The organism is Flammeovirga kamogawensis (assembly GCF_018736065.1).
Taxonomy (GTDB): domain Bacteria; phylum Bacteroidota; class Bacteroidia; order Cytophagales; family Flammeovirgaceae; genus Flammeovirga; species Flammeovirga kamogawensis.
This window is the reverse complement of record NZ_CP076128.1, coordinates 958,211-982,374: the sequence shown is the minus strand read 5'-3', so window position 1 is coordinate 982,374 and position 24,164 is coordinate 958,211. Positions and strand designations below refer to the sequence as shown.

General features: G+C 32.5%; 23 protein-coding genes. 11 read left to right on the top strand and 12 right to left on the bottom strand.

The window, feature by feature from the left end; all coding sequences use genetic code 11:
- Positions 1–204: 204 nt before the first annotated feature.
- From KM029_RS03910 to KM029_RS03885, 6 genes are all read left to right on the top strand, one after another.
- Positions 205–543: a tetratricopeptide repeat protein gene (locus tag KM029_RS03910; RefSeq protein ID WP_144075472.1), complete on the top strand. Its 339-nt coding sequence runs from the start codon at positions 205–207 to the stop codon at positions 541–543.
- Complete coding sequence (gene xseA, locus KM029_RS03905) at positions 530–1,903, top strand: exodeoxyribonuclease VII large subunit (protein WP_184679461.1); 1,374 nt, start codon at positions 530–532, stop codon at positions 1,901–1,903. The genes KM029_RS03910 and xseA overlap by 14 nt, the downstream gene beginning before the upstream one ends.
- 51 nt (positions 1,904–1,954) lie before the next feature.
- A complete protein-coding gene (gene xseB, locus KM029_RS03900; RefSeq protein ID WP_126612946.1) occupies positions 1,955–2,158 on the top strand; it encodes an exodeoxyribonuclease VII small subunit in 204 nt (67 codons plus the stop codon).
- Positions 2,159–2,223: 65 nt separating this feature from the next.
- Complete coding sequence (locus tag KM029_RS03895; protein ID WP_144075469.1) at positions 2,224–3,462, top strand: ABC transporter permease; 1,239 nt, start codon at positions 2,224–2,226, stop codon at positions 3,460–3,462.
- A gap of 911 nt (positions 3,463–4,373) precedes the next feature.
- Entirely contained in the window at positions 4,374–4,670 is a 297-nt protein-coding gene (locus KM029_RS03890) for a type II toxin-antitoxin system RelE/ParE family toxin (protein WP_144075468.1), read from the top strand.
- Between the two features lie 7 nt (positions 4,671–4,677).
- Complete coding sequence (locus KM029_RS03885; RefSeq protein WP_144075467.1) at positions 4,678–4,965, top strand: addiction module antidote protein; 288 nt, start codon at positions 4,678–4,680, stop codon at positions 4,963–4,965.
- A gap of 168 nt (positions 4,966–5,133) precedes the next feature.
- Here KM029_RS03885 and KM029_RS03880 read toward each other — a convergent pair whose 3' ends face one another.
- From KM029_RS03880 to KM029_RS03870, 3 genes are all read right to left on the bottom strand, one after another.
- The gene (locus tag KM029_RS03880; protein WP_144075466.1) at positions 5,134–7,545 is read right to left on the bottom strand and encodes an alpha-ketoacid dehydrogenase subunit alpha/beta; all 2,412 of its coding nucleotides are present in this window, start codon (positions 7,543–7,545) and stop codon (positions 5,134–5,136) included.
- Between the two features lie 177 nt (positions 7,546–7,722).
- Positions 7,723–9,201, bottom strand: a complete 1,479-nt coding sequence (locus KM029_RS03875; protein ID WP_144075465.1) for an MltF family protein — start codon at positions 9,199–9,201, stop codon at positions 7,723–7,725.
- Positions 9,202–9,281: 80 nt separating this feature from the next.
- Positions 9,282–10,823 carry a PP2C family protein-serine/threonine phosphatase gene (locus KM029_RS03870; protein WP_144075464.1) on the bottom strand — a complete coding sequence of 514 codons (1,542 nt, stop codon included), beginning with the start codon at positions 10,821–10,823 and terminating at the stop codon, positions 9,282–9,284.
- A 292-nt stretch (positions 10,824–11,115) separates the two neighbouring features.
- On the opposite strand from KM029_RS03870, the gene miaA reads away from it, so the two are divergent.
- The 3 genes from miaA (at position 11,116) to KM029_RS03855 (ending at position 13,598) form a co-directional block, all read left to right on the top strand.
- Entirely contained in the window at positions 11,116–12,072 is a 957-nt protein-coding gene (gene miaA, locus KM029_RS03865) for a tRNA (adenosine(37)-N6)-dimethylallyltransferase MiaA (protein WP_144075463.1), read from the top strand.
- Between the two features lie 8 nt (positions 12,073–12,080).
- Positions 12,081–12,812 (top strand): DUF4184 family protein, encoded by a 732-nt coding sequence (locus KM029_RS03860; RefSeq protein WP_144075462.1) that lies wholly within the window; start codon positions 12,081–12,083, stop codon positions 12,810–12,812.
- Positions 12,813–12,875: 63 nt separating this feature from the next.
- Complete coding sequence (locus KM029_RS03855) at positions 12,876–13,598, top strand: DUF4184 family protein (RefSeq protein WP_144075461.1); 723 nt, start codon at positions 12,876–12,878, stop codon at positions 13,596–13,598.
- Between the two features lie 54 nt (positions 13,599–13,652).
- Here the strand turns inward: KM029_RS03855 and KM029_RS03850 are convergent, their stop codons facing one another.
- Positions 13,653–14,303, bottom strand: a complete 651-nt coding sequence (locus KM029_RS03850; protein WP_144075460.1) for a YceI family protein — start codon at positions 14,301–14,303, stop codon at positions 13,653–13,655.
- 54 nt (positions 14,304–14,357) lie between these two features.
- Entirely contained in the window at positions 14,358–14,861 is a 504-nt protein-coding gene (locus KM029_RS03845) for an HIRAN domain-containing protein (protein ID WP_144075459.1), read from the bottom strand.
- Positions 14,862–15,155: 294 nt separating this feature from the next.
- On the opposite strand from KM029_RS03845, the gene KM029_RS03840 reads away from it, so the two are divergent.
- On the top strand, positions 15,156–15,740 hold the full coding sequence (locus KM029_RS03840; RefSeq protein WP_144075458.1) for a hypothetical protein: 585 nt from the start codon (positions 15,156–15,158) through the stop codon (positions 15,738–15,740).
- Between the two features lie 96 nt (positions 15,741–15,836).
- Here KM029_RS03840 and nadE read toward each other — a convergent pair whose 3' ends face one another.
- The 6 genes from nadE to KM029_RS03810 form a co-directional block, all read right to left on the bottom strand.
- A complete protein-coding gene (gene nadE, locus KM029_RS03835) occupies positions 15,837–17,825 on the bottom strand; it encodes an NAD(+) synthase (RefSeq protein WP_144075753.1) in 1,989 nt (662 codons plus the stop codon).
- 234 nt (positions 17,826–18,059) lie between these two features.
- Positions 18,060–19,481 carry a ferrous iron transporter B gene (locus KM029_RS03830; RefSeq protein ID WP_205125465.1) on the bottom strand — a complete coding sequence of 474 codons (1,422 nt, stop codon included), beginning with the start codon at positions 19,479–19,481 and terminating at the stop codon, positions 18,060–18,062.
- Between the two features lie 2 nt (positions 19,482–19,483).
- Complete coding sequence (locus KM029_RS03825; RefSeq protein ID WP_205125464.1) at positions 19,484–20,257, bottom strand: FeoB small GTPase domain-containing protein; 774 nt, start codon at positions 20,255–20,257, stop codon at positions 19,484–19,486.
- Positions 20,247–21,197 carry a metal-dependent transcriptional regulator gene (locus KM029_RS03820; RefSeq protein ID WP_144075457.1) on the bottom strand — a complete coding sequence of 317 codons (951 nt, stop codon included), beginning with the start codon at positions 21,195–21,197 and terminating at the stop codon, positions 20,247–20,249. The genes KM029_RS03825 and KM029_RS03820 overlap by 11 nt, the downstream gene beginning before the upstream one ends.
- Positions 21,198–21,521: 324 nt before the next feature.
- Positions 21,522–22,124, bottom strand: a complete 603-nt coding sequence (locus KM029_RS03815) for an OmpW family outer membrane protein (protein ID WP_144075456.1) — start codon at positions 22,122–22,124, stop codon at positions 21,522–21,524.
- Between the two features lie 2 nt (positions 22,125–22,126).
- Positions 22,127–22,777 (bottom strand): DUF4136 domain-containing protein, encoded by a 651-nt coding sequence (locus KM029_RS03810; RefSeq protein ID WP_144075455.1) that lies wholly within the window; start codon positions 22,775–22,777, stop codon positions 22,127–22,129.
- A gap of 227 nt (positions 22,778–23,004) precedes the next feature.
- On the opposite strand from KM029_RS03810, the gene KM029_RS03805 reads away from it, so the two are divergent.
- On the top strand, positions 23,005–23,622 hold the full coding sequence (locus tag KM029_RS03805) for an Rrf2 family transcriptional regulator (protein ID WP_144075454.1): 618 nt from the start codon (positions 23,005–23,007) through the stop codon (positions 23,620–23,622).
- Positions 23,623–23,760: 138 nt separating this feature from the next.
- Here KM029_RS03805 and KM029_RS03800 read toward each other — a convergent pair whose 3' ends face one another.
- A complete protein-coding gene (locus tag KM029_RS03800) occupies positions 23,761–24,162 on the bottom strand; it encodes a YkvA family protein (RefSeq protein ID WP_144075453.1) in 402 nt (133 codons plus the stop codon).
- Positions 24,163–24,164: the final 2 nt, after the last annotated feature.

Genomic DNA, 24,164 nt, shown 5'->3' with positions numbered 1-24,164 from the left:
TTTTGAGGTTCGAGTTGCTTTGTTTTTCAATTGGAATGATGTAGTAGGTGTTTAATCATATACAATTTTGGAAATCGATGCTGTATCATCAGCCCATGGTTTCAACCGTGGGTGATTTTGGTAATTAATGAATAAGTTTTCGAAACTAATTCTAAACTTGTACCTTCATAATCTGAAATTTTACATACTTAAGAAGAATATATTTTGAATCAGGATAGATTAAATCAGCTTTTTGACTTTTATAAGGAGGATCCTAAGGATGCGTTTGTGATATATGGTTTGGCAACGGAGTATGCTTCTGATGAAAATTGGGAGGAGGCTTTGAAATACTATGAAATTTTGCTTAAAGATCATGAGGAATATACGGGGACGTATTACCATGCGGCATTTGCGTATGCTGAAAATGGGCAAGCTGATTTGGCAGAAACAACCTATAAAAGGGGAATTGAGGTTTGTACTCGTGTTAAGGATACTCATGCTTTAAAAGAGTTGAAGGCTGCTTATATGAATTTCCAAATGGAGGACGACGATGAAGAATGGTAGAACTATTTTTTCGTTAGGTCAGCTAAATAAAAGTATTCAAAACCATTTTTCTAAAGTAGCTGGCCCGTATTGGATTAAAGCAGAGGTTGCACAACTGACGTATAGTGGGGGGCATGCATATCTTGATTTAATTGAGAAGAAAAATAATCTGATTATTGCCAAATCAAGAGCAAATATTTGGGCTAGTGAGCTTGATGTTTTTAAACACCGCCTAAAGGGTGTTTTTAATGAAGTGGTAAAAGAGGGGTCTAACGTACTAATAGAAGCTGAAGTTGAATTTCATTTGGTGTACGGAATGTCTATTCGTATAGTTGATATAGATGCTTCGTACAGTATTGGAGAGCTAGAGCGAATTCGGAAAGAAGCCATTGATAAATTGGAGAAGGAAGGGGCAATGGATTGGCAAAAAGACCTTTCGTTGCCTTACGTGCCTCAACGGTTAGCGATTGTATCTTCTAAGACAGCTGCTGGTTATGAAGACTTTATCCATCAATTACAAAATAACAAATTCAATTATCATTTTGATTTTAAGTTGTTTAATTCTTCTGTCCAAGGAGATAGTGCAGTACATTCTTTGGTGAAGCAATTAAAGTTGATTGAATTAGCTGATGAACAATTTGATACCGTAGTAATTATTAGAGGGGGTGGTGCGAAGACCGATTTAGGTGCTTTTGATAATTATGAAATTGGAAAGGCAATTGCCGTGTTAAGTTTACCAGTACTTACGGGAATTGGACATGAGAGAGACCAGACTATTGCAGATATGGTGGCGCATCAATCTTTTAAAACACCCACAGCAGTTGGAGCTTTTTTAGTTGAAGCCTTGTTTACCTATGATCAGAATATATCTACTTCTTTTGATACAATAGCGGAAGAAATCACTTATTTGGTAGAAGAACAGAAGAGAGATTTACGCTATTATACTACCAAAACATTACCCAGTTTTTTAACTATTATTCGTCAGTATACTCATCAACTAGATAATAAAGCGTATCATTTTAAAAATAGCTTCAGAGATTTTGTAAAAAAGGAAACGCATCAACTTGAATTGGTAGAAGCAACTTATAAAAGTTTACCTAATCAGTTGATGAAACAAGATTTTATGCTTCAACAAAGATTGGCAACCTTACAATCAAGTTTTACAAATCACCTTCAAAGGGGACAACATCAACTAGCAATTACGGCCTTAAAAGTAGAAGCTAAAGACCCAGAAAAGATTCTTGAAAAGGGGTATTCTATGACTACATTGAATGGTAAATTAATTACAAATCAGAATATAGAAGAAGGAGATGTTATTAAAACGATCAATCAAAAGGTAATTATTGAGAGTATTGTTAAGAAAGTTGCTAAAAAAGACTGAAAAGTATGAATAGGGTTTTAAATTGCGGACCAAAGAAAATTTAGAGAAATAATGCCGAAGAAAGAAGAGCAGTTAACATACGAATCAGCTTTAGAAGAATTGCAAAATATTCAAGAGCAACTCGACAATGAAGAGGTAGCTATTGATGATCTTTCAAAATTAGCCCAAAGAGCAAAGTTTCTTGTCAATTGGTGTAGAAATAAGCTGCAAGGTATTGATAAAGAATTATCAGATATTTTTACAGAAGAAGACTAAGTTTTTAATTAAGAATACATCGGTGAATTCATTCTGTAATTTGAGCCGTTTAGAATATAAAGTAAGTGAAAGAATCATCAAATTTACCTTTATTTATATCCAAGAGATTAAGTCAGCATAGAAATAACTCGTTTACAAAATTGATCTCCAAAATTGCCATAGGTAGTGTAGCCTTGGGTGTAGGAGCTTTAATTTTAGCGTTCTCTATTTTTTATGGATTTAAAGAAGGTATAGAAGAAAAATTATTTCTTCATGTAGGTCATTTAAACGTAGAAAAGTTTACAATGAACCGAAGTAAAGAAGAGCCTCCTGTTAACATAAATAACTCTGTACTTTACCAAAAAAGAGACAGTCTTCCTGATATGAAGAACGTATATACTTACGCACATAAATGGGGTTTGTTAAAGTCTAACGAAGAAGTTTCTGGCATTCTTATTAAAGGGTTATCAAAAGATTATAAAGTAGATCGGTGGGAATCTCAGATGGTTGAAGGGAAGTTTCCTAGCTTAGAAGTTGCTAAAAATGGAGCAAAAGAGTTGGTTATAAGTAAAACGATGGCTACAAAAATGCATTTAAAGGTAGGAGATGAAATCATTATTTATTTTATTCAGCAGCCACCTAAAGCAAGGAAAATGAAAGTGTCTGGTATTTATAATACAGGTCTAGAAGATTTTGATGAGCTTGTTGCTTATGGCGATATCAATCTAGTTAGGAGATTAAACAATTGGGGGGATTCTCTTGTTGGTGGTATAGAAATTATGGCGAATGATTTTGATAATATTGATAACACTGTAGAAAAGATAGATGAAGATTATGTTGATGTTCATCTTTTTATGCGTAGTGTAAAGGATAAATATGCTCACTTTTTTGATTGGTTTCAGATGTTATACAATAACGTTTGGATTTTCTTAATCGTGATTGTTAGTGTTGCTATTTTTAATGTTGTTTCTATTATGTTAATCCTGATAATGGAACGTACAGCCATGATTGGTACTTTTAAAGCTATGGGGGCATCTAATGATTTATTGCAGAAAATATTTATTTATGATGGTGTGCGTATGGCACTTAAAGGGATAATTATTGGTAATGTGGTAGGATTAGGGTTTGGCTTTTTACAGAACCACTTTCAAATAATCCCTCTTGAGGCATCTACTTATTATTTGGATTATGTTCCTTTTAGTTTTCATTGGGAAGCAATTATTGTTATCAATTTAACTGTGATTGTTCTAACATCATTAAGTCTATTGATTCCTACTTCTATAGTGTTAGGGATATCACCAATTAAGTCGATTAAATTTAATTAGTGTAAGCAAACGTAAAAAAATGTTTTTGTTTAAGGTATTTCATCATTTCTCTTTATTGAGAAAATAAATTCATCTACCTTTACAGCGGATGGAAAATTATGAGGTATTCACTCCTCGAAATGCAAACCGATTTTTCATCTTAGAAACCACTTCTTTCTCGGAAGTGGTTTTTTTATTTTTCTTTATTTTTTTGATAAGTTATTAATTAGTTGTTTGTTTTTCATCACCTTGTTTCTTCATTTTTTCCATTGCTGAAAAAACGAAGCAAAAAAAGCTAGGCTTTGAATTCAAAAACTAAATTTATTTCGTTCCATCGGAGCAATTCAAACTCGCTTTGCTCAAACAGTGAATTACTCTAATCGATTTCACTTTCATAAATTTTTGACGCTTTTGTCTTCAATGCCGTTTGGAGATGATACGTAGGCAATGATCTATATTCGTGTTGGAATTTGATGTTTCTTGTAGGGACGTTTTACCAAAAAACGTTCATTTTAATTGAAATAGTGAAATGTATTTCTTGTCACATTGTTTTTCATCACCTTGTTTCTTCATTTTTTCCATTGCTGAAAAAACGAAGCAAAAAAAGCTAGGCTTTGAATTCAAAAACTAAATTTATTTCGTTCCATCGGAGCAATTCAAACTCGCTTTGCTCAAACAATGAATTGCTCTAATCGATTTCACTTTCATAAATTTTTGACGCTTTTGTCTTCAATGCCGTTTGGTGTCGATACGTAGGCAATGATCTATATTCGTGTTGGAAATTGATGTTTCTTGTAGGGACGTTTTACCAAAAAACGTTCATCTTAATCGAAATGGTGAAATGTATGTCTTATCACATTGTTTTTTAGAACAATACAGTGATAATAAGTTGAGTATATTGTAAATGTGTCTTCAATTAGATACATTTGTATATGTATAAGTTAGAAAAGACGGACATTTTTGATAAATGGTTAAGAAAGCTAAAAGATCGACGAGCAAAGGTGAAAATCTTATTTAGGTTACAATTAATAGAAGAGAAGGGTCATTTTGGAGACTGTGAACCAATCGGTAAAGGTTTAAGTGAGTTGAGAATTCATTACGGGAAAGGGTATCGAATTTACCTTAAAAAGAAGAATGATAAGATTGTTATACTTTTATCTGGAGGTGATAAATCAACTCAAAATAAAGATATTGATAAGGCTATTGATATTTGGAAATCATTAAAATAAACAAATTATGAAAGAGGAAGTATCAAAATTAAATATATCAGAATACTTAGATGATGATGACATGATCGCTGAATATCTAAACATGGTTTTAGAGGAGGGTGATTCAAATGATATCATTACAGCTTTAGGTCATATTTCAAAAGCTATTGGTATGTCAAAGATTGCAAAACAGACTGGTTTAAGTAGAACAAGTCTTTATAAAGCACTTTCAGAAGGAAGTAAACCTCAATTTGAAACAATATTAAAGGTTGTAAGAGCTATTGGTGGGAATTTACATGTAAATACTGCATCTTAATTTTTAATCATAGTTCTTCATTTTTTCCATTGCTGAAATCGAAGCAGCAGATTATAGGAGTTATAAGAGCAGCTCAATTAGAGAATCCTAATAATATAGGAAATGTAATAAAAAAACACATTCAACTGCTTGAATGTGTTTGTATAAAATTTTTATATGATATCTCTTCTAAAATAAATTTGGGAAGCTTTCTGGATCTACTTCCGCCATCATTGCATAAGCAGTTTCGAAAACATCATCTGCATTTGGTTTAGAGAAATAATCTCCATCTGTAGAGTAGGCAGGGCGGTGAGGCATTGCTGCAATACAAACTGGTTGAGAATCTAGATATTCGAATGCTTTTTGTTTATCAATTACTTGTTGCATAAGGTAGCCTGTTGTACCACCTGGCATATCTTCATCTGCAAAAATTACGCGGTTTGTCTTTTTAATCGACTCCTTAATCATTTCATTTATATCGAAAGGTAATAATGTTTGAACATCAATTACTTCCATAGAAATACCGACTTTAGCCAATTGTTCTGCTGCTTCCATTACAATTCTACACATAGAACCGTAAGTAACAATTGTGATATCAGTTCCTATACGTATTACCTCTGGAATACCTAATGGAGTACAAACGTCTGATAGGTTCTCCGGCATTTTTTCTTTAAGACGGTAACCGTTCAGACATTCAATGATCAATGCAGGTTCGTCAGATTTTAGCATTGTATTATAGAAACCAGCAGCTCTTGTCATGTTTCTTGGAACTAAGAAGTTAATTCCTCTAAGACTGTTTAAGAGTGCTGCGATAGGAGAACCTGAGTGCCAAACACCCTCAAGTCTATGTCCACGAGTTCGTATAATTACAGGTGCCTTCTGACCACCTTTAGTTCTATATTGTAAACAAGCTAAATCATCAGAAAGGGTAGTTAATGCATAATAGATATAGTCTAAATATTGAATTTCAATAATTGGACGTAAACCACGTAATGCAGCACCAATACCTTGGCCTAAAATAGTTGTTTCACGAATACCCGTATCTGTAATACGTGATTCCGAATATTTTTCTTGAAGTCCAGCAAATCCTTGGTTTACATCACCAATTTTACCAACATCTTCGCCAATAGCAAAAACACGTTGGTCTTTGGCAAACATCTGATCAAAATTAGATTGCATGATCTCACGACCATCTACCATAGGGCTGTTAGGAGTGTATATAGGCGCAATAGGAGTAATCTTTAATGCAGCTTCATCACTTTCGCTGTATAGATAACTACTATATCTTTCATAATTTTCTTCTCGAACTTTTTCTAACCAACTCGACATATCGCTTTTAACAGGAACATTAGAGAACCTTAATTCTCTTAATGTATGTCTAATTACAGATATGGCATCTTTACGAATAGGGTTGATCGTCTTTTTTAGTTGCTTAGACAAACGAAGGATTTCGTTATTCTCTGGGGCAGATTTACAAGCACGAGCCATTAACTCAACAGCATCATCAAAATCCACTTTCATGCTTAATTTAAAAGCATCCCAAGCTGCTTTTCGTTCACCTTTAACTTTCTCAAGCGATTCAGCGTCTATCCTATCTATTTCTTCTTGAGTAGCAAAACCTTCTTTTATTACCCATTCTTTCATTTTTTTGATACAATCGAAATCATCTTCCCACTGAAGACGTTCTGCAGATTTGTATCTTTCATGAGAACCAGAAGTAGAATGCCCTTGTGGTTGAGTAACTTCTTGAACGTGGATTAATGCAGGAGTGTGGTTTTTTCTAGCAAGCTCAACAGCTTTTCTATATGTATTTACTAAAGCAGGGTAGTCCCATGCATTTACGGTAAATATTTCTAAGCCATTTGTATCTTTTTCTTTTTGAAAACCCTTTAAGACATCAGATACATTGTTCTTTGTCATTTGGTATTCATTCGGAACGGAAATGCCATAGCCATCGTCCCAAATAGAAGTGATCATAGGGATGTTAAGTACTCCAGCAGCATTGATTGCTTCAAAGAACATTCCTTCAGCAGAAGAAGCATTACCAATAGTACCAAAAGCCACCTCATTTCCATTTATTGAAAAATTCTTAGCAACCTCAGAAGCACCTAATTCCTTATTTTCTCTATATAATTTTGATGCATAAGCCAAACCTACCAATCTAGGCATTTGTCCGGCTGTGCAAGATATATCTGAACTTGAGTTTTTTTGCTCAGTTAAGTTTTTCCAAGAACCATCGTCGTTTAAACTTCTTGTAGAGAAGTGACCATTCATGCAGCGGCCTGCACTTGAAGGTTCTGCTTTAACGTCAGTATGAGCGTAAAGTTGAGCGTAAAATTCTTGAATTGATAAACCACCAATTGCAAACATAAACGTTTGATCACGGTAATATCCTGATCTAAAATCTCCATTTTGAAAGAATTTAGCCATAGCCAATTGAGGAACTTCTTTGCCATCGCCAAAAATACCAAATTTGGCTTTACCCATAAAGACCTCTTTTCTACCAATTAAACTCGCATGCCTACTTTCAATTGCTATTCTTAAGTCGTTTAAAACTTCTTCTTTATTGAATATATAATCTGAGATTTGCTTCGTTGTCATCTTAATTTTGGAAGATTCTAGACACAAGGTCCGTAATATTTTTCACGCAAAATTAAGCAATTTTTATCAGCTTATAAACCTAAAATAACTAAAGTGTAAAATTTACAATAAAAGTCATCCTTCTAAAAGAAGCAAAATCACTGATAAATAGCTATTTGTCTGACAATTACTAAAATGTTAATTATTTCTTAACAATTCATCATAACTTTTATATCTCGCTAAAATACTCTGTACGTAGTGCACTGGTTCACTTCCTCTGGCATAGCCAAAGCGAACTACTTCATCTCTATAATAAGATTTTCTACTTTTTAGAAGTAAGTATTTCTCTACATTACCGTCCCAAATAGTAGGATCGTGCTTGTATTTTTTTGCAAGTCTTTGAGCATCTTGTACATGCCCTTGGCCAGTATTATAAGATGCTAATACAAATTTAAGACGTTCGTTTGGATCTTCAATTTCCTTCCAGAAACCATCAAGCCATTTTAGATATTTAGAACCTGCACGAATATTTTGTCTAGGATCTCTAGGGTTATGTGCACCATATTGTTTGGCAGTTGCTGGCATTAATTGCATCAATCCTACAGCACCAACCCAAGATTTTGCATGAGGTTCAAATTTTGATTCTTGATAGATAAGTGAAGAAAGAAGTAACCAATCCCAATCTATCGCTTTTGCATTTTCTTTAATGATTTCATCGTATTTAGAAAGTAATCCTCTATGTTCTACAGAACTGAAATATTTACTGTCAAAACGTTTGTGTTGTGCTCTAACATTTTTGAAATATTTATTGTAGATGACATAAAAATCTGTTGTGTTTTTCATGCTATCTAGCCAATGAGAAACCACTTTTCTTAATTCAGGAGATTGTTTTCGAGTAGCCCAAGCAATTCTTTGAGGAAAACTCATTGCTGTTTCATAATCAATATTGCTATAGTAGGTACTGTTTACTTTTGCTATATTTTCATCAGCAACAGTATATGGGATTTCACCAATAGAAACTTTTCTAATTAATTCTTCTGTGGATGTGTTTTTATCTGCAAAAACAATATTAATATTCTCTCCAGTTTCAGTTTCGAGGTTATTTAACCTTAAATGATAGGGTGTGTTTTCTCTAACATGTACTTCCTTATCTGCTAAATCAACTACATTTCTGATCAGCTGAGCATCAGTTTTGTGCTTAGGGATTTTTCTCCAGTTACTTGGTTTTTTCTGAATTAAAACCTGTTTCACTTGCATTAAAGGAGTGGTGAAATCGATATTTTCTTGTCGATCTTTTGTGATAGCTAATCCATAGGCAATTAAATCGCCAGTACCATCTTTTAGACTTAAACTTAAACTATCAATATTTTTAATAACATGTAGTTTTAAATCTAAGTTTAAATCTTCAGAAAGTTTCTTAAGTAGCTCATACTCATAGCCCATAGATTGCCCTTTATAAATAAAGTACGATGTAGAACTGTATGCAGTAAGTGCTTTTAAATGTCCTCTTTCTTTAATTTCAGGAAGGTCTTTATTACTAAAAACTAAAGTGTCTAAAGCTTCAGTTTCTATCACTTCCTTTTCGGTATTTTGTTCGGCACTTTTGGGTGTAGAACATGAGAAAAGAAAAATAAAAAGTATATAGAACAGCGTTGTAATTTTTTGCTTGTAATCCATTAAAAGTAATCCGTTAGTTTACATATCTGTTTTTAGATATCAAATCAAAGATAAAAACATTAGAACAATTAAAAAAAACATTAGTCCATTGAGAAGCCAATCACAAGCACATCATCGGTTTGTTGTTCATCTTTTTTCCATGTAGAGAAAATAGTTTTTAACATATTAAGTTGTACACTCATTTTTAAATGATGTTGATTGAATATAGCTTCTTTGAGCTTTTTAGGCATGAATTTTTTCATTTTTGGACCACCGAATTGATCTTGAAAGCCATCACTGTATAAATAAAAAGACATTGATGCATCGTAATCAAACTCATGCTTGGTGAATGGGGTCGGATTTTGATCTGGGTGGAACATTCCTATTGGCTGTCTATCGCCTTTAATAACATGTAATTCATTGTCTTTAATATAAATCAAAGGATTTTTAGCACCTGAGAAAGCTACTTTTTTAGTTTCAGTGTTGAACACCGTTAAAGAAATATCCATTCCATCTTTATTATTGGTTGTATCTTGTTTTAGCTTTTTTCGAATCATTTTATCAAGTTCATTAAGAATTTGATCAGACTCAAAAATTTGTTTTAAAACAACAATACTATTTAATGCTTCTGCACCTAGGAGCGACATAAAAGCACCAGGAACTCCATGTCCGGTGCAATCTACTGCTGTAATTACGCGGTATTGCTCGTATTTGTAAAACCAATAAAAATCACCAGAAACAACATCTCTAGGCTTAAAAAATATGAATCCATCTTTTACGATATCGGGAAAACGGTGTAATTGTGGAAGGAAACAACTTTGGATATTTTTAGCATAATCAATACTTTCAAAAATGGCATGACTCATTTGTTCAATCTGATTATCTTTTGATTTTTCTAGTTCAACATAGGCATCTTCGAGCTTTTGATTGCTTTCTTTAAGCATATCGTTCATTACAAAAATTTCCTCAGAGTTTTGTCTTACTTCTTCTTCAGCTGCAATGAGTTGACCATTTGTTTCCACCAATTCATCCATTGTTTTTAATTGTTGATCTACAAAAAACTTAGAAAGGAAGAAGAGCATTGAGGAGATCATTGAGAAATTTATCATCAATAGTAAATTGAATATTTGGTAATTTCTTAATGATTCGGGTGTAATATGCTCAATTTCGTGATCAATTAGAATTACAATTCCTAGGAGCACAACAAAAATGACTAACCAATAGAAAAGTGATTTTCCTTTATAAAATGCTAGGGTTGAGGTTAAGGCAAATAAAGACCAAATCATGACCACGCCTGTAGATTTTGAACCGCCTAGAATAATTTGAAACACAAAAGGAAGTAAAATTGAGAAAAAAGTTTGTAGTGCTTTACAGATACGCTTATTGTCTGTTCTTACCCAAATAGTAAGGTTAAAACAACTAAAAATTACATAGCCAAATGGGATAACACTTGGTACAGTTAACCCAAAATACAAGGCTAAAATTCCCCATGTTAACCCACCAACAGACATTAGTACAGAGAACAAGAAAAAATTTCTATCGGCTTCTCTACGTGTTTCTTGAACTACAGCATCAATTATTTGTTTTTTAATACTGCCAAAAAAAGTAATATTAGGATTTTCTATATGTGTTTTAGTTGACATTTATTCTGATGAGGAAATGAATAGCAGCAAGTAATTTTTAATAAAATTGATAATTAGATTGATAACAATTCCAATATCTTTAGGAATAAACTCCTGTTATTTAATTGTTCTACTAAATTTGTATACTAAGTAGAAACAGGTGAATGATTTATATTGTCTCCTTTAATTCTTAATCTGTATTTAAAACTGTCTTTGGGTTACAAGGCGTTAATTTTTATCGCGTAACTTATGGGTGTTTACTCCACTTATTTAATTTCGTATTCTTTTCTGAGAAAATGTATTTTTTATTGATATGTCACAAGAAAAATCTTTAAATACTCCATTACTTGTTATCACAGGACCAACAGCTAGTGGTAAAACTGGATTAGCAACTCAATTATCTGCAAAAATCAATGGAGAGATTATAAGTGCCGATTCCCGTCAGGTTTTTAAAAGAATGGACATTGGTACAGGTAAAGATTTGTTTGATTATGAGGTAGATGGAAAAAAAATTCCATATCATTTAATAGATATCTGTAACCCTGGAGATGATTTTAATTTGTACCTTTTTCAGAAGAAATATGCAGAAGCAGTAGATGAAATTATAGAAAAAGAGGCCGTTCCTGTTTTATGCGGAGGAACTGGTTTATATATTGAAGCTGTTACTTTAAAAGGGTATGATGAAGTTTGGATTCCTAGAAATGAATCGCTAAGAGAAGAATTGTATTCTTTAGAGTTAAATCAGTTACTTGATTTTTATAAGCATTTAGCTCCAAATAAATTGGAGCAATTGGAGGGGATATCACATAGGGAACGCTCTTTAATTAGAGCAATTGAGATTGAACACTTCTTGAAATTTAAACCTCAGACGGATTATCATCCTATTAATTTTAAAGAATTACCTACATATAATTTTGCCTTATCTATTGATAAAGAAACACGATGGAATAAGATTGAAAAGCGTTTAGATGAACGACTTAAAGAGGGAATGATTGAAGAAGTAGAAGGACTCTTAAAAGATATTGATGATAAGAAATTAAGAAGTTATGGACTTGAATACCGTCATATTACCGAGTATTTATTAGGTGAATGTTCTTATGAAGAAATGCGTACTGTATTATTAAAATCTATTCAGCAATTTTCTAAGCGTCAGATGACATGGTTTAGAAGAATGGAGAAAAAAACAACATTACATTGGGTTCCAGTTGAATGGGAGATGAATAAAAAGATGGATTTTGTTTTAGAAAAAGTGCAAGAACTTAACTTCTAGTTTGAATTATGCCAATAACATTTTCACATCCAGGAATAATTTTTCCTTTTAAACACTATTTTCCAAAACTATCATTACTAGCTCTAATAATTGGTAGTGTAATTCCTGATGTTGAACATTTTATTCAACTTAGTGTCGCGGCAAAAATAGCACATACATGGTGGGGAATGTTTGTTTTTAACTTACCTATGGGAGTGCTTTATTATTATCTCGCTAAAGTTATTGTTCTTCCTGTTTTATTAAATGTATCGCCTATAAAATTTAGAAATGATGTACTCAGAACTTACAATTTTAAAGTCATCTGTTTTTCAATTCTAATAGGCTCATTTTCTCATCTATTTTTAGATGGGTTTACTAGTAAAGGAGGCTTTTTTGTTAAGCTATTTCCGGTATTACGAGAACAGGTTCAATTCTTTTCAGAAACAAGACCAGATTATTTATACATAACTTTATGGTATGTTTTTTCTTGGTTAGGGAGCCTCATTGTTGTCATTTTATTCTTAAAGCAAGTAGATTTATCAAAAACAATAGACGCATTTACCCATAAGAAATGGCATCTTTTATACTTTATTGAAGCACTATTTTTTGCAGAATGTATTGTGATAGCTAAAGGTTCTTTTTTTGCCTTTCCAGATCAATTTATGCATTGGTCAATATTAATTGTTGGTGCCTGTATGTTTGCTTGTATAATCACATCATTACATTGGAAATATCTTATTTTGACAGATACTAGACACTAATCATTGATATAAGTAAGGAGAATTTCTATATTAGAAGATTATAACCTACTTATTATCAGATTTATGCCAATAACTATTGCTCATCCAAGTGCCATACTTCCTTTAATTCGCTACCATCATATCTTATCAATATCTGCGATGGTAATAGGAAGTATGATTCCTGATTTTGAGCATTTTTTTATTATGGAGCCAAGTGAAAAGGTTGGTCATTCATTAGTAGGGATACTCATTTTTGATCTTCCAATAGGCATTTTGGTGTACTACATTACAAAATATCTTTTTAAACCAATTTTGAATAAGGTTTCACCTATTCGCTTTAAAATAGAATTTCGTGGAAATAAGTATCCTTTTTGGGCTGTTTTAGTATCGTTATTAATAGGTATAGGATCACATTTTTTATTAGATGCAATAACTGGTGAAGAAGGCTATTTTGTGAAAGATTTACCTTTTCTTTTCAAGGATATTCAATTAACAAAAAATATAGAAATGAATGTGCATTTATTTATTTGGTTATTTATTTCTGTTTTTGGTTTTGCACATTTAATCTGGCTTGGTTTAGTGTATTTTGATTTGTCGGCAACAGTCAAATCATTTAAAGATTTATCTTCATGGCCATTATTTATGTTGGAATTACTAACTGTTGTTGGGGTAATTGTTACTGTTCGAAATCTATTGACTGAACGACCATATATTTTATGGGATTGGGGTATATTGATAGGAGGTGCATTATTTTATGCTTTAGTGATTGTTTGTTTACGTTGGAAATTTATGAGAAAAGAGCATTAAAAAAAGGCTCCCTTTACTAGAAAAGAAGCCCCTATAATTACTGCAGTAATTTATTTATTTTGTTGCTAATTTAGCTTTAATAAATAAATCTACATCAGACCATAATTTACTTTTGCCATCAGCACCTTTATGTAAATCATAGCAAATTTTATTTAGTGCATTGATTGCATCCATACCGTTCCAGTTTACAACATCAATTGCACCTTTAAGTACTACAATATTCTTATCAGCTTTAGCAGTTAATTCAACATCTTTTGTAATGCCATTCATTGTAATAGCTACAAGTGCTTTTCCTGCATTTACGCTTTTTACAACACCAGTAATATCAGCAGTATTTGCTAATGTACCGAAGAAATATTTTACAATTTTACCGTTTCTACCTTTATCATTAGTCTCTACAGAGTTAACTGGAATAGAGAAAGATAAGCCATTAAGAATATCAATCGCATTTTCAACTTCAGTAGCTTGTGTTTTTACGTCAAATTTCTCAAATTTTCCGTTAACGCCAACTTTATCTGTAGTTTTGAAAGCTGTAAAAGAAACCACTGTTGCTGCAGGATCATAAGAATAATGATGATGAGCATGCGTTTCTTTCGCCTCTGTTTTTGTTGAAGAAGACTTCTCTGATTTATTAGAAGGTGTTCCGCAAGATGCAGCAATAGCCATTAATGCTACGCAGATGACATTATTTAAGATGTTTTTCATTTTTTTGAAATTATATGATTATCGATGAGTTGATTTTTGAAACCTTTTAGGGATTTATTTTTTTATTTTGCGACTGTAACGTTGGAGTTCTATTTCTGCTTCAATTACACTTCCTTTCTTGAATAGGCGTTTAATTCTTGCTTCTACAGGGGATCCACTCATTAATCTAGATTTTATTTCTACAGAAATATCCATATCTAGAAAGCCAATTTGTTTTCCATTTAAACGAACAACCTTAATTGCAGCATCATCATATCTATTTAATTCATCAGGTAATAACATTAGAAGATCACCCACTTTGGATTCTTTTAAAATATCTTGTCTGTTTTCACCTGTATCATCATTAGCATAACGCGTTCCTGCAACGTTACATAATTGAGTATCTAGTTTTGATAAAACTGAAGGATCATCAAATCTACTCATGTATCTTTTATAATTGTTTGTTTCTTCTTTTTGTTTTTCAAGTAAGTTGGCTTTTTTCTTTTTACTAGTTTTTGATAGAATAAACAATGTAAGCGCAAATCCTCCAATAACGATTACCCAGAATACTATACTCATGTTGCTTGTTTGATTTTATTTTTTTCGAAATTAATAGATTACTATCCTACAAAAAATATTTTGATCAAAATTATAATTAAAATGTACAAAATGTAACGAACCACCACATATTAATTGGAATACTGCATTAAATTTGATTCTAAATGTATAAATAGAAGAATTTTAGTTATTACTTTTTCTAGTAAACTATGTATCTTTAAAAGAATAAGTAGGAAGTAGGCTATAATTTACGCTTACATATAAAATGAACAATAGGCAATGTCTATTAATTAAAATCAATAAGAACAAAACTTCATGGACAGTATTCAAGAAATAGCAATTTCAATATTCGGCATATTAGTTTACTGGTTTCTTTCAAATCTTGGTAAAAAAGGGAAAAAGAAAAATAACGTAAGTGAACATATTAATAACGATACTGTACTTCCTCCAAATAATGATAAGAATTACGATACTTCTTACCAAAACGAAGAGGAACAAACTACTACAACAGAGAAGCCTCAGTCATTTACAGATTTATTGAAAATCTTAGCTGATCCTTCTAAAATAGCAGAATCGCAAAGAGATTTAAACCCTTTAGATAAGGAAAGAACAGAAAGACGATTAGGCGAAGAATTAGATCAATACAGTCCTCAAAATGTATCAGGAAGAAACGATTACTACGATGATGAAGAGGACGATGATACTTATAATTGGAACGATGATTTTGCTTCTGATAATAAGAATGTAAATCAGCAATTAAAAGAGGAAAAGAAAATTGAGTCTTCAAAAAAATCAAAAACTAAAAAGAAGAAAAAGGTGACTTCATTGTTCAGTTCTCCTTCAAGAATAAAAGATGCTTTTATTATGAATGAGGTTTTGAAACGAAAATATGAAGATTAAGAAATTACGTCAAATTAAAAAAAAGGATCTATGAATTTTAAACTTCATGGATCCTTTTTTTGCTTACTTTGGGATTGAAAATCCTAAGCAGAGTTTTTACATTTCTGCTAATTCTTTTGCAAAACTTCCACTTAGAATAGGGAATCTACACCATGTTTTTGGATCAAGGTTTTTATCATCTAAATGAAAAGAAGGAGCATAACGTTCTCTTTTCCATTGGTTTCTACTCCATAATCTAAAGAATTTAGTAATCCATCCTTTTATTACTTCTAATGGAGTTTCAGGATGAGTAGCTTTTAAAAACTCTAAACACTCTTTCGGTGATTTTTTATCTCTAATGGCTAATTTTTCAATTTCTTCTAGCACATCATAAGGCATTAAATCACCTTCGTCTGTTTGTTTTGAGTCTTTTGGTCGAAGCTCTGCAGTTGGTTGCTGATCATTGACATAAGATAAAGCGGGTATGTTCCATTTATTGTCAACTCCATTAGTTTCCATCCACCTTAACCAGCTTCTTAAGTAGTTCTTATCAATACCAGCAATAGGGCTTAGGCCTCCACTTGTATCACCATCCATTGTTGCATAACCTACAGCAGCTTCTGATCGATTAGATGTAGATAATAATAAAGCTCCATTAATGTTTGCAAGCATCCATACTGAAGGGGCACGGACCCTTGCTTGAATATTTTGTAAGGTAATATCGTCTTGTTCCCAAGTTAATTTTCTTTCAATTGATGTTTCAATCGCATCGACATACCCCTTAAACATTGGGTTTACATCTACATTAAAGAATTTTGCACCAACTGCTTCAGCTAAAAATTTTGCAGCGTTGAATGTAACATCTCCACTATTTTCTGTTGGCTGATAAGCTGTAGTAAGTATCTGATTGCATAACTCCTTTGTTGTTTTGAATGGTGTTAAAGCAGTAAAATAATTTAACTTTGCTTTAAAATTATCTATTCCTAAATCTTCACAACCCATTTCAATCATTAAATGGATTAAAGTAACGATTGCTGAAGAATCTGCACCGCCACTTAAAGAAACCACAAAGCCTTTAGAATAACTTTTACGCATATAATCAAACAGACCTAGCGCAACTGCTCTTCCGAATTCTTCTTCTTTTATATATTGAGAGTGTTCCCAACTTGCTTCAACAGGAGAATGTTTTTTAGGAATTGTTCTTGGGATATCAAAATCTGAATGAATCACTTCTATCTGTGCAACACCTATATTTGATGTATGACTTTGAATTTGTGCTAGACGAGCAATATCAAGATCTAATGTAGCCGATGTTACTTTACAATTTTTGAAAGAAAAACGTTTACTGATAGCGAGTAATTTTCCTGAAAGTGCAATCATAACACCCCCATCATAAATAGCCCTGCCAGATTCGTTACCTAATAAATTTGCATAAATATAACCTACACCAAAGGCACGAGATCCTTCTAATACAAAGCGTTTACGTACGTCAAGTTTATCAAAAGCAAAGTGACTAGCACTAGGGTTTAAAATTATATCAACTCCTTTTTTATATAAAGATCTGCCGGGTCTGTTAGCCACCCATGCATCTTCACATATTTCGAAACCAATTCTTACACCTTTTACGTCAAATAATAAATCTCCAAAAGGGAAGGAGTTACTATTCAATTTATCATTTACTTCATCAGAGAAAGAAATGGAAGATACTTCACCTTCTTCCCAAGGTGTAAACCATCTTGGTTCGTAATGAATGCCATTTCCTGCAAGATGTTTTTTAGCAACAAAACCAAGTATTTTTCCATCAGCAATTAATGCTACCGCATTGTATAATTTATTCCGATGTCTAAGCGGAAGTCCAACTGAGACTACTATACCCTTTGTTTCTGGTAATAAATTGGCTAATAACGTTAAGGCTTGTTCTTCTGTATTTGGAGCATAAAATGCATCTTCACATCCATAACCAGTTAAGCATAATTCTGGAAGACATAAAATGCTTACGTTATCGTTTTTAGCAGTTTGAATTGCCGTTAATATATTTTGATAGTTGTTGTACCAATCTAATGGAGTTTGATTTAACTCGGCACCTGCAACTTTAATAAGGTTCATCATAAACGATTTTATATGTTTTATCAATCAATAGTTTTTATATCAAAAGGATAGTTTCTGTATTCTCTCCTCTATTTTTAACTATTTATTGAAACAATGTTCTATTCTGGATCATTACCTTACAAAAGTACAATAAGTATTTAGAAATTATAAAAGAAAAAGGTTGTATTGAAACTCCTTCTTAGGAAATCAATACAACCTCTGTATTTCTAAAAGCATCTTCAATACTATCTCTTAAAAGAGATAATAAATTTGAGCAACAGCAAAACAAACAATTAACCCCATTACCACAGGAAGAAGCGAAGCTACTGTTGTCCATTTAATACTTCCAGTTTCTTTATAAATTGTATAAATAGTTGTACTGCAAGGATTATGAATTAAACTGAACAACATTACATTGATGGCTGTTAATAGTGTCCATCCACCAGCAATTAAAACATCGTGTGTATTCGTCATGGAATCTAGTTCAAACATTACACCATCACCAGATCCAAAACCTGTTATACTAGATGTCATTACTGTTAGCATTAAGATGGTAGGAATTACAATCTCATTGGCAGGGATCGCTAATATGTATGCAAGAATAATTACTCCATTTAGACCGATCATTAAACCAAACGGATCAAAGAAATCGATTAAATAAGTAGCTATTGAATTATCAGCAATAGTAATATTACAGACTAACCATATGATTGCACCTGCTGGAGCTGCAAATAAACATGCCCTCCAAAGAACAATTAAAGTTCTATCAATAAGCGAGGTATAAATAGTTTGTAAGATTCTTGGTTTTCTATAAGGAGGAAGCTCTAAAGTGAATGAGGAAACCTCGCCTTTAAGCATTGTATGCGAAAGGAAATAGGAAACGAGGAATGTAAGTCCAATACCAAGTACAGCAACACCAATTACAGATGCAGTAGACACTAAATTCTTATAACTATCTGGTACTACAGCACCAATAAAAATAGTAGCTAGCAATATTTGAGTAGGCCAACGTCCATTACACAAAGAAAAGTTATTTGTGATAATTGCAATTAATCTCTCTCTTGGACTATCAATAATTCTGGTAGCCACAACGCCTGCTGCATTACAACCAAAACCCATACTCATTGTAAGTGCTTGTTTACCATGAGCTCCAGATTTCTTAAAAAGAGCATCTAGGTTAAAAGCAATTCTTGGTAAATAACCTAGATCCTCTAAAATAGTAAATAGAGGGAAAAAGATAGCCATAGGGGGTAACATTACAGAAATTACCCATGCTAAAGATAGAAATACACCATCTACAAGAAATCCTCCTAACCACCACGGCATACCACTATTTAAAACAGCAGTTCTTAACACCTCATATACATTGTCTAAAAGTATGTAGGCTAAGAATTGAGAAGGATAATTTGATCCTATAATTGTTAACCATAAGACAATGGCTAAAACAAAAAACATTATTGGAAAACCCCAAATAGGACTGGTAACAACTCTATCAATTGCTCTGTCTAGATTAAAGTTTTCTTTTTCTCCAGTTTTGATAACGTTACTATCTGCAATTGTGGCAGCATTGGCGTAGATACTTTCCGATAATTTATCATGAAAATCTTGACCAATTTCCCATCGTGTTTCTGCTGCTTCAGATAATAAGTCATCGATAGCTTTATTTTTATCCATTCTTATTTATCGTTAATAAATTCACCCTCTTTAATAGCCTTAATAATATCTTCATCACCATCCAGTAATCTGAATGCAATCCATCTACTATTCGGAATACCCGGGTATATTTTTTCTATTGATTCTTGGATTTTCTTTACTCTTGAATCAATTTCTTTTGGAACATTTTTAATACGATGTGGTGTACAAATGATTTTTCCTTTTGCTACATCGTCTACTGTTTTTAATAGTTCAGGAATACCAATGCCACGTAAAGCACTTGTGGCAACAACTGGTATACCTAAATCTTTAGATAAAGTTCTTTGATCTACCTCAATGTTATGTCTTTTTGCTTCATCAATTAGATTGAGGCAAAGAACTGCTTTATCTGTAATTTCTAAAATTTGAAGAGCAAGGTTTAAATTTCTTTCCAATCTACCCGCATCAACAACAATGATAGTAACATCAGGTTTACCAAAAAGAATAAAATTACGTGCAATTTCTTCGTCTTCAGAAGTTGACATTAGTGAATAAGTACCAGGTAGATCTATTATTTTAAAACTACTATCAGCATACATAAATCCGCCTTCAGCTCTACCCACTGTTTTACCTGGCCAGTTACCAGTATGTTGTTTTAAACCAGTAAGGCTATTAAATACAGTACTTTTTCCTGTATTAGGGTTTCCAGCCAATGCCACTACATAATCCGTTTTGTCAACGTCTACACCTAACTTTTTTAATTTACTTTGCGGATTTTGACCACAAGTTTCGCAGGGGGATTGTGATTTATTCTGCATCTATTTTCTTAATTAAGATCATGTCTGTTTGTTCTTTTCTTAAAGCAATAAGTGTTTCTCTTATTAAAAATGCTTTAGGATCGGAGAGAGGACTGACCATATTAATTTTAATTTTCGAACCTTTTACAAAACCTAAATCAAGAAGCCTTCTTCTGTTGGCGCCTCTACATTCTTGAGATAGCCCAGTGATAATTGCTTTCTCTCCAAGTTTTAAGGTTGTAAGTCTAACTACACCTTTTGGAATATCTTCTGTTTCTTCTATCACAAGAACAGTAATATTCTTCATTTCATCTTTAGAAAAATGGTGCCCATGACCTTCTGTGGAATAGACAGATGTTGTTAAATCTACGGCCATGATCGAACCAATGTGGATTCCCTTTCTAATGAGTTCCTTATAAACGGCTCTTGGCTCATCTTCTATATGAAGAATTTTAACAATAGCATTTTGTTTTACATCAGATAGTGGTATTCCTTTTAATTTAGGAAGAATACCCTCCTTTGTAGGAATTGGGTCGCCATGAGGATCAAAACGAGGGTTGCCAAGTTCTTTAGCCATTTTTTCAACTTCATCATTTGTTAGATGATGTTCCATTTCTTCTGCTTTTCTATGCCAATTGACTTTAGAGAAGCCTGTTTTTTCGGCTAAATATTTTTCATAAAGACGATGTCTTCTTATTAATTGAAGTGCATCTTTAGTACCACTTTCTAATAATTTGTATGAATCGTTATCAGTACTAATTTTTTCTTCTTGGATTAATAACTTTAAAGCTTCAGCAATCTGTTCATCAGAATACTCTAATTGATTGCCTAATGTTATAGAAGTGCTAATAGAAAGAACCTCTTCATTTTTGAAAAGTGTTTTTAATAGATCTTCTTTTATAATATTTATATTAAGCTTATTGTTTGATAAACCGCCAAGCCAATTGAATAATTTTTTCATTTTAATAGCATTGCTATTTTTTTGATAATTAGTATTTTGAAGATGAATGAGAAATATCTAAAAGTTTTACTTCAAAGAGCATCATTCCATTTAAAATACTTTAATTATACAAATATAAATAAATTTTTAGGCTTGTCTAAAAAAAGAGTTAATTATTAAAATTTATTCATTATTGTATTCAAAATCAAATGGGGAGAAGGGAATGAATAGCTGGTGTAGCGTGTTAAACCGCAAGTGCCGAATAAAAAAGAGGCTAACGCAAACACGTTAACCTCCCGAATTTATTATACTTTACCAGAGCATAATGTCTTATTAATTGATATGTTACATATCAAAAGCAATTCCGATATTGAAACTAACATATTGTTGAGCATCAATTCCTCCTGCAGGAGCAGCATAATTATATTTTAAACTACTCATAAGATAAGTGTTAATACCTAGTGGTACTAAAACGCCTACTTCTGGAGCAATATTAAAATGCCACTGTTTTGTCACATAGCCAATTGATCCAATTTGATCTGTATATTCAAAATGAGCAGCACCAATTCCTCCGCCAACATAAGGTCTTACACCACCTTCTTGACCGAAATAATAATGGAACGTAGCCATTAATGGGAACTCATCTATGTAAGAATAATTCTGACCTGAGATATGACCATCACCACCAGGCATTGGTGCTGTAGTGTAGCCTTTACTTTGATAAAACCTTTGGTACCCAACACTAAAACCAATACTCATATTAGGGTTCATAAAGTGTCGATAATCAAAAGTTCCACCTCTAAAACTATTTTCTCCTATAAAATCAGAAGTGCTTTCCATTGGAGCAGCCATAGAGTAGGATAGGCCAATAATATTTGTTTGTGCAAAAGATGTTCCTGCTGTTAATCCAACAAGAGTGATCAATATTGAAAGTATTTTTCTCATCATGATTAATTTGAAGAATTAGACATTAAATAAGGAGATTGAATAAACATTTGTTGAATGTTCTTCTCCGCCCTCATCATTTCATTTTGTGTATTTGTTGTAAACCCATTTGTTACACCTTCCCATAAAATTGGAATAAGTACGCTATCTGCTTCAGCAGCAGGTAAATTAGTAGGTGTATTGTTTGCCAACTCTATCATAATTGTACCTTTCTGATAGGCATAAATACCTTGTACAGGGTAAGGGTACCATGGATAACCTGGGTAGCCAGGATATCCCCAACCAGGATAACCACCCCACCAGCTCCACCAAGAATGAACAGTGGTAGTTGTTACAGCGTAGCATAATGCTACAACATCTGGCTTTTCAGTAGAATTTTCAGGAAGAAAACGATAATTCATCTTTTCCAATTCGGCTTTTGTCGTATTTAAAATAACGAGGTCCATTTCAGAGTTTTCACTTTCGGTAGTATCGCCTACATGTGTAACTTTCCAAGGCATACCAAAAGTAGTGATGTTGCCAAATTCAGCACTTTTGTCATAGTTTGTAATGACTACATCGTAGTCAGAAGCTTTTTCTGGACCTTGAGGGTTACAACCTATCAGCAATGCTAACATAGCAATTGCAGATAGTATTTTTGAACTCAGGTTTTTCATTTGATTGTTTGGTTAATTGCGTTTTTAAAAATAAAATTAAGTTTATAGTGTAAAGTATACTTAAACATTTGAAAACAGTTTAAGTCTTAACTAGTATTTAATTTATCTTATGAAAGATTAAGTGTTGTAAAGTGTTATTGGCTAGTATTTAAGATGTTTTAAATTATGTATTATTTCTCTATCTTTACTCAACTCGAATTTGACATAACCTAAAACTTATATTAAATATGAAATCAATCTTTGATTATATTCGAGAAGGAGATTTGAACCCTACAGAAGCTATTGTATTCCAGTATTACATTTTAAATTCTCCTTTTGCAGAACCTAATAATGCTGTAGCCGATGAATTGAATGTTTCTTTATCTGTAATTAGTAGAGCTAAAAGAAAGTTGTTAAAGTTGGGCTTAATAACTGTGGAGAAAAATTATACGAGTGGATTAGCAAGAGATGCTGATACTATCACTTCGAATTATGCAATTACAGATATTATTGGCGTTAAAAGTGACAAACAACAGGTTGAAATGACTGTGGTTTCTACTGAACGAAAAGAGTCATCTAAAAAAGAACAAACTGTTGTTCTTGAAGAGAATGAAGTAGTAAGGGAACTAGATGTTACGCTGCCTTTAGAAGAAAGATTATTGTTACGAATGACGGAAATTGTAGAAAGTAATCTGCGTAAATCTGCAAGGGCTGTGTCTTTTGGTGGGATAGTAGCTCAAATGACAAATATTGATACTCGATTAAAGCCAAAATTTCTTGAAAGTCACAAAGCTAAAATTGTTGCTGCAATTCAGGACAAAGGTTATAATTGGAGTTATAATACAGTATTTGCTACGTTGATGTAACTTCTTCTTCATTTTGCTTGAAACAAAAACGAAGCAAAAAATTCAAGACTGTTCATCAATGAACTTAAAAGTTAACGGGTAAAAAACACGTTGTATCAGAATTGATATGTTCTTGAAATAGGATAGAAGTAGAATTAATTATAATTCTACTTGTTCTAAAGTGATATCTTTGCCAAATAATTTTTGTAATTGGAATAGAGCATTTTCTTTATGTTCTTGTTTAATGTGCATTGCAACATTTACAAAAGCAGTAGTTAATGCAGCTAAATCGTCTGTAAAACCTATTCCAGGAGCAATATCAGGTATTAAGTCTAGAGGCATTATGAAATAACCTAAAGCACCCATTATTAATAATTTAGATGCATTTGGAGTATCGTCATCTATCATTGTAAAGTATAATGTTATTGCATAAAATGATAATTTTAGACCTGCTTTTTTAGCAAATCTACCCACCTTATTCCAGAAACCTTTCTCTGTAAATTTTCCTCCAAGTTTAACTACCTGTTCGCTAAGCATCTTAGCAATTTCTTTATTATTCATGT

Bases quoted from the DNA above. Each gene is read 5' to 3' on its own strand.
- xseA (WP_184679461.1), top strand. From the start codon at position 530: ATGAAGAATGGTAGAACTATTTTTTCGTTAGGTCAGCTAAATAAAAGT.
- xseB (WP_126612946.1), top strand. From the start codon at position 1,955: ATGCCGAAGAAAGAAGAGCAGTTAACATACGAATCAGCTTTAGAAGAA.
- KM029_RS03890 (WP_144075468.1), top strand. From the start codon at position 4,374: ATGTATAAGTTAGAAAAGACGGACATTTTTGATAAATGGTTAAGAAAG.
- KM029_RS03885 (WP_144075467.1), top strand. From the start codon at position 4,678: ATGAAAGAGGAAGTATCAAAATTAAATATATCAGAATACTTAGATGAT.
- KM029_RS03880 (WP_144075466.1), bottom strand. From the start codon at position 7,545: ATGACAACGAAGCAAATCTCAGATTATATATTCAATAAAGAAGAAGTT.
- KM029_RS03875 (WP_144075465.1), bottom strand. From the start codon at position 9,201: ATGGATTACAAGCAAAAAATTACAACGCTGTTCTATATACTTTTTATT.
- KM029_RS03870 (WP_144075464.1), bottom strand. From the start codon at position 10,823: ATGTCAACTAAAACACATATAGAAAATCCTAATATTACTTTTTTTGGC.
- miaA (WP_144075463.1), top strand. From the start codon at position 11,116: ATGTCACAAGAAAAATCTTTAAATACTCCATTACTTGTTATCACAGGA.
- KM029_RS03860 (WP_144075462.1), top strand. From the start codon at position 12,081: ATGCCAATAACATTTTCACATCCAGGAATAATTTTTCCTTTTAAACAC.
- KM029_RS03855 (WP_144075461.1), top strand. From the start codon at position 12,876: ATGCCAATAACTATTGCTCATCCAAGTGCCATACTTCCTTTAATTCGC.
- KM029_RS03850 (WP_144075460.1), bottom strand. From the start codon at position 14,303: ATGAAAAACATCTTAAATAATGTCATCTGCGTAGCATTAATGGCTATT.
- KM029_RS03845 (WP_144075459.1), bottom strand. From the start codon at position 14,861: ATGAGTATAGTATTCTGGGTAATCGTTATTGGAGGATTTGCGCTTACA.
- KM029_RS03840 (WP_144075458.1), top strand. From the start codon at position 15,156: ATGGACAGTATTCAAGAAATAGCAATTTCAATATTCGGCATATTAGTT.
- nadE (WP_144075753.1), bottom strand. From the start codon at position 17,825: ATGAACCTTATTAAAGTTGCAGGTGCCGAGTTAAATCAAACTCCATTA.
- KM029_RS03830 (WP_205125465.1), bottom strand. From the start codon at position 19,481: ATGGATAAAAATAAAGCTATCGATGACTTATTATCTGAAGCAGCAGAA.
- KM029_RS03825 (WP_205125464.1), bottom strand. From the start codon at position 20,257: ATGCAGAATAAATCACAATCCCCCTGCGAAACTTGTGGTCAAAATCCG.
- KM029_RS03820 (WP_144075457.1), bottom strand. From the start codon at position 21,197: ATGAAAAAATTATTCAATTGGCTTGGCGGTTTATCAAACAATAAGCTT.
- KM029_RS03815 (WP_144075456.1), bottom strand. From the start codon at position 22,124: ATGATGAGAAAAATACTTTCAATATTGATCACTCTTGTTGGATTAACA.
- KM029_RS03810 (WP_144075455.1), bottom strand. From the start codon at position 22,777: ATGAAAAACCTGAGTTCAAAAATACTATCTGCAATTGCTATGTTAGCA.
- KM029_RS03805 (WP_144075454.1), top strand. From the start codon at position 23,005: ATGAAATCAATCTTTGATTATATTCGAGAAGGAGATTTGAACCCTACA.
- KM029_RS03800 (WP_144075453.1), bottom strand. From the start codon at position 24,162: ATGAATAATAAAGAAATTGCTAAGATGCTTAGCGAACAGGTAGTTAAA.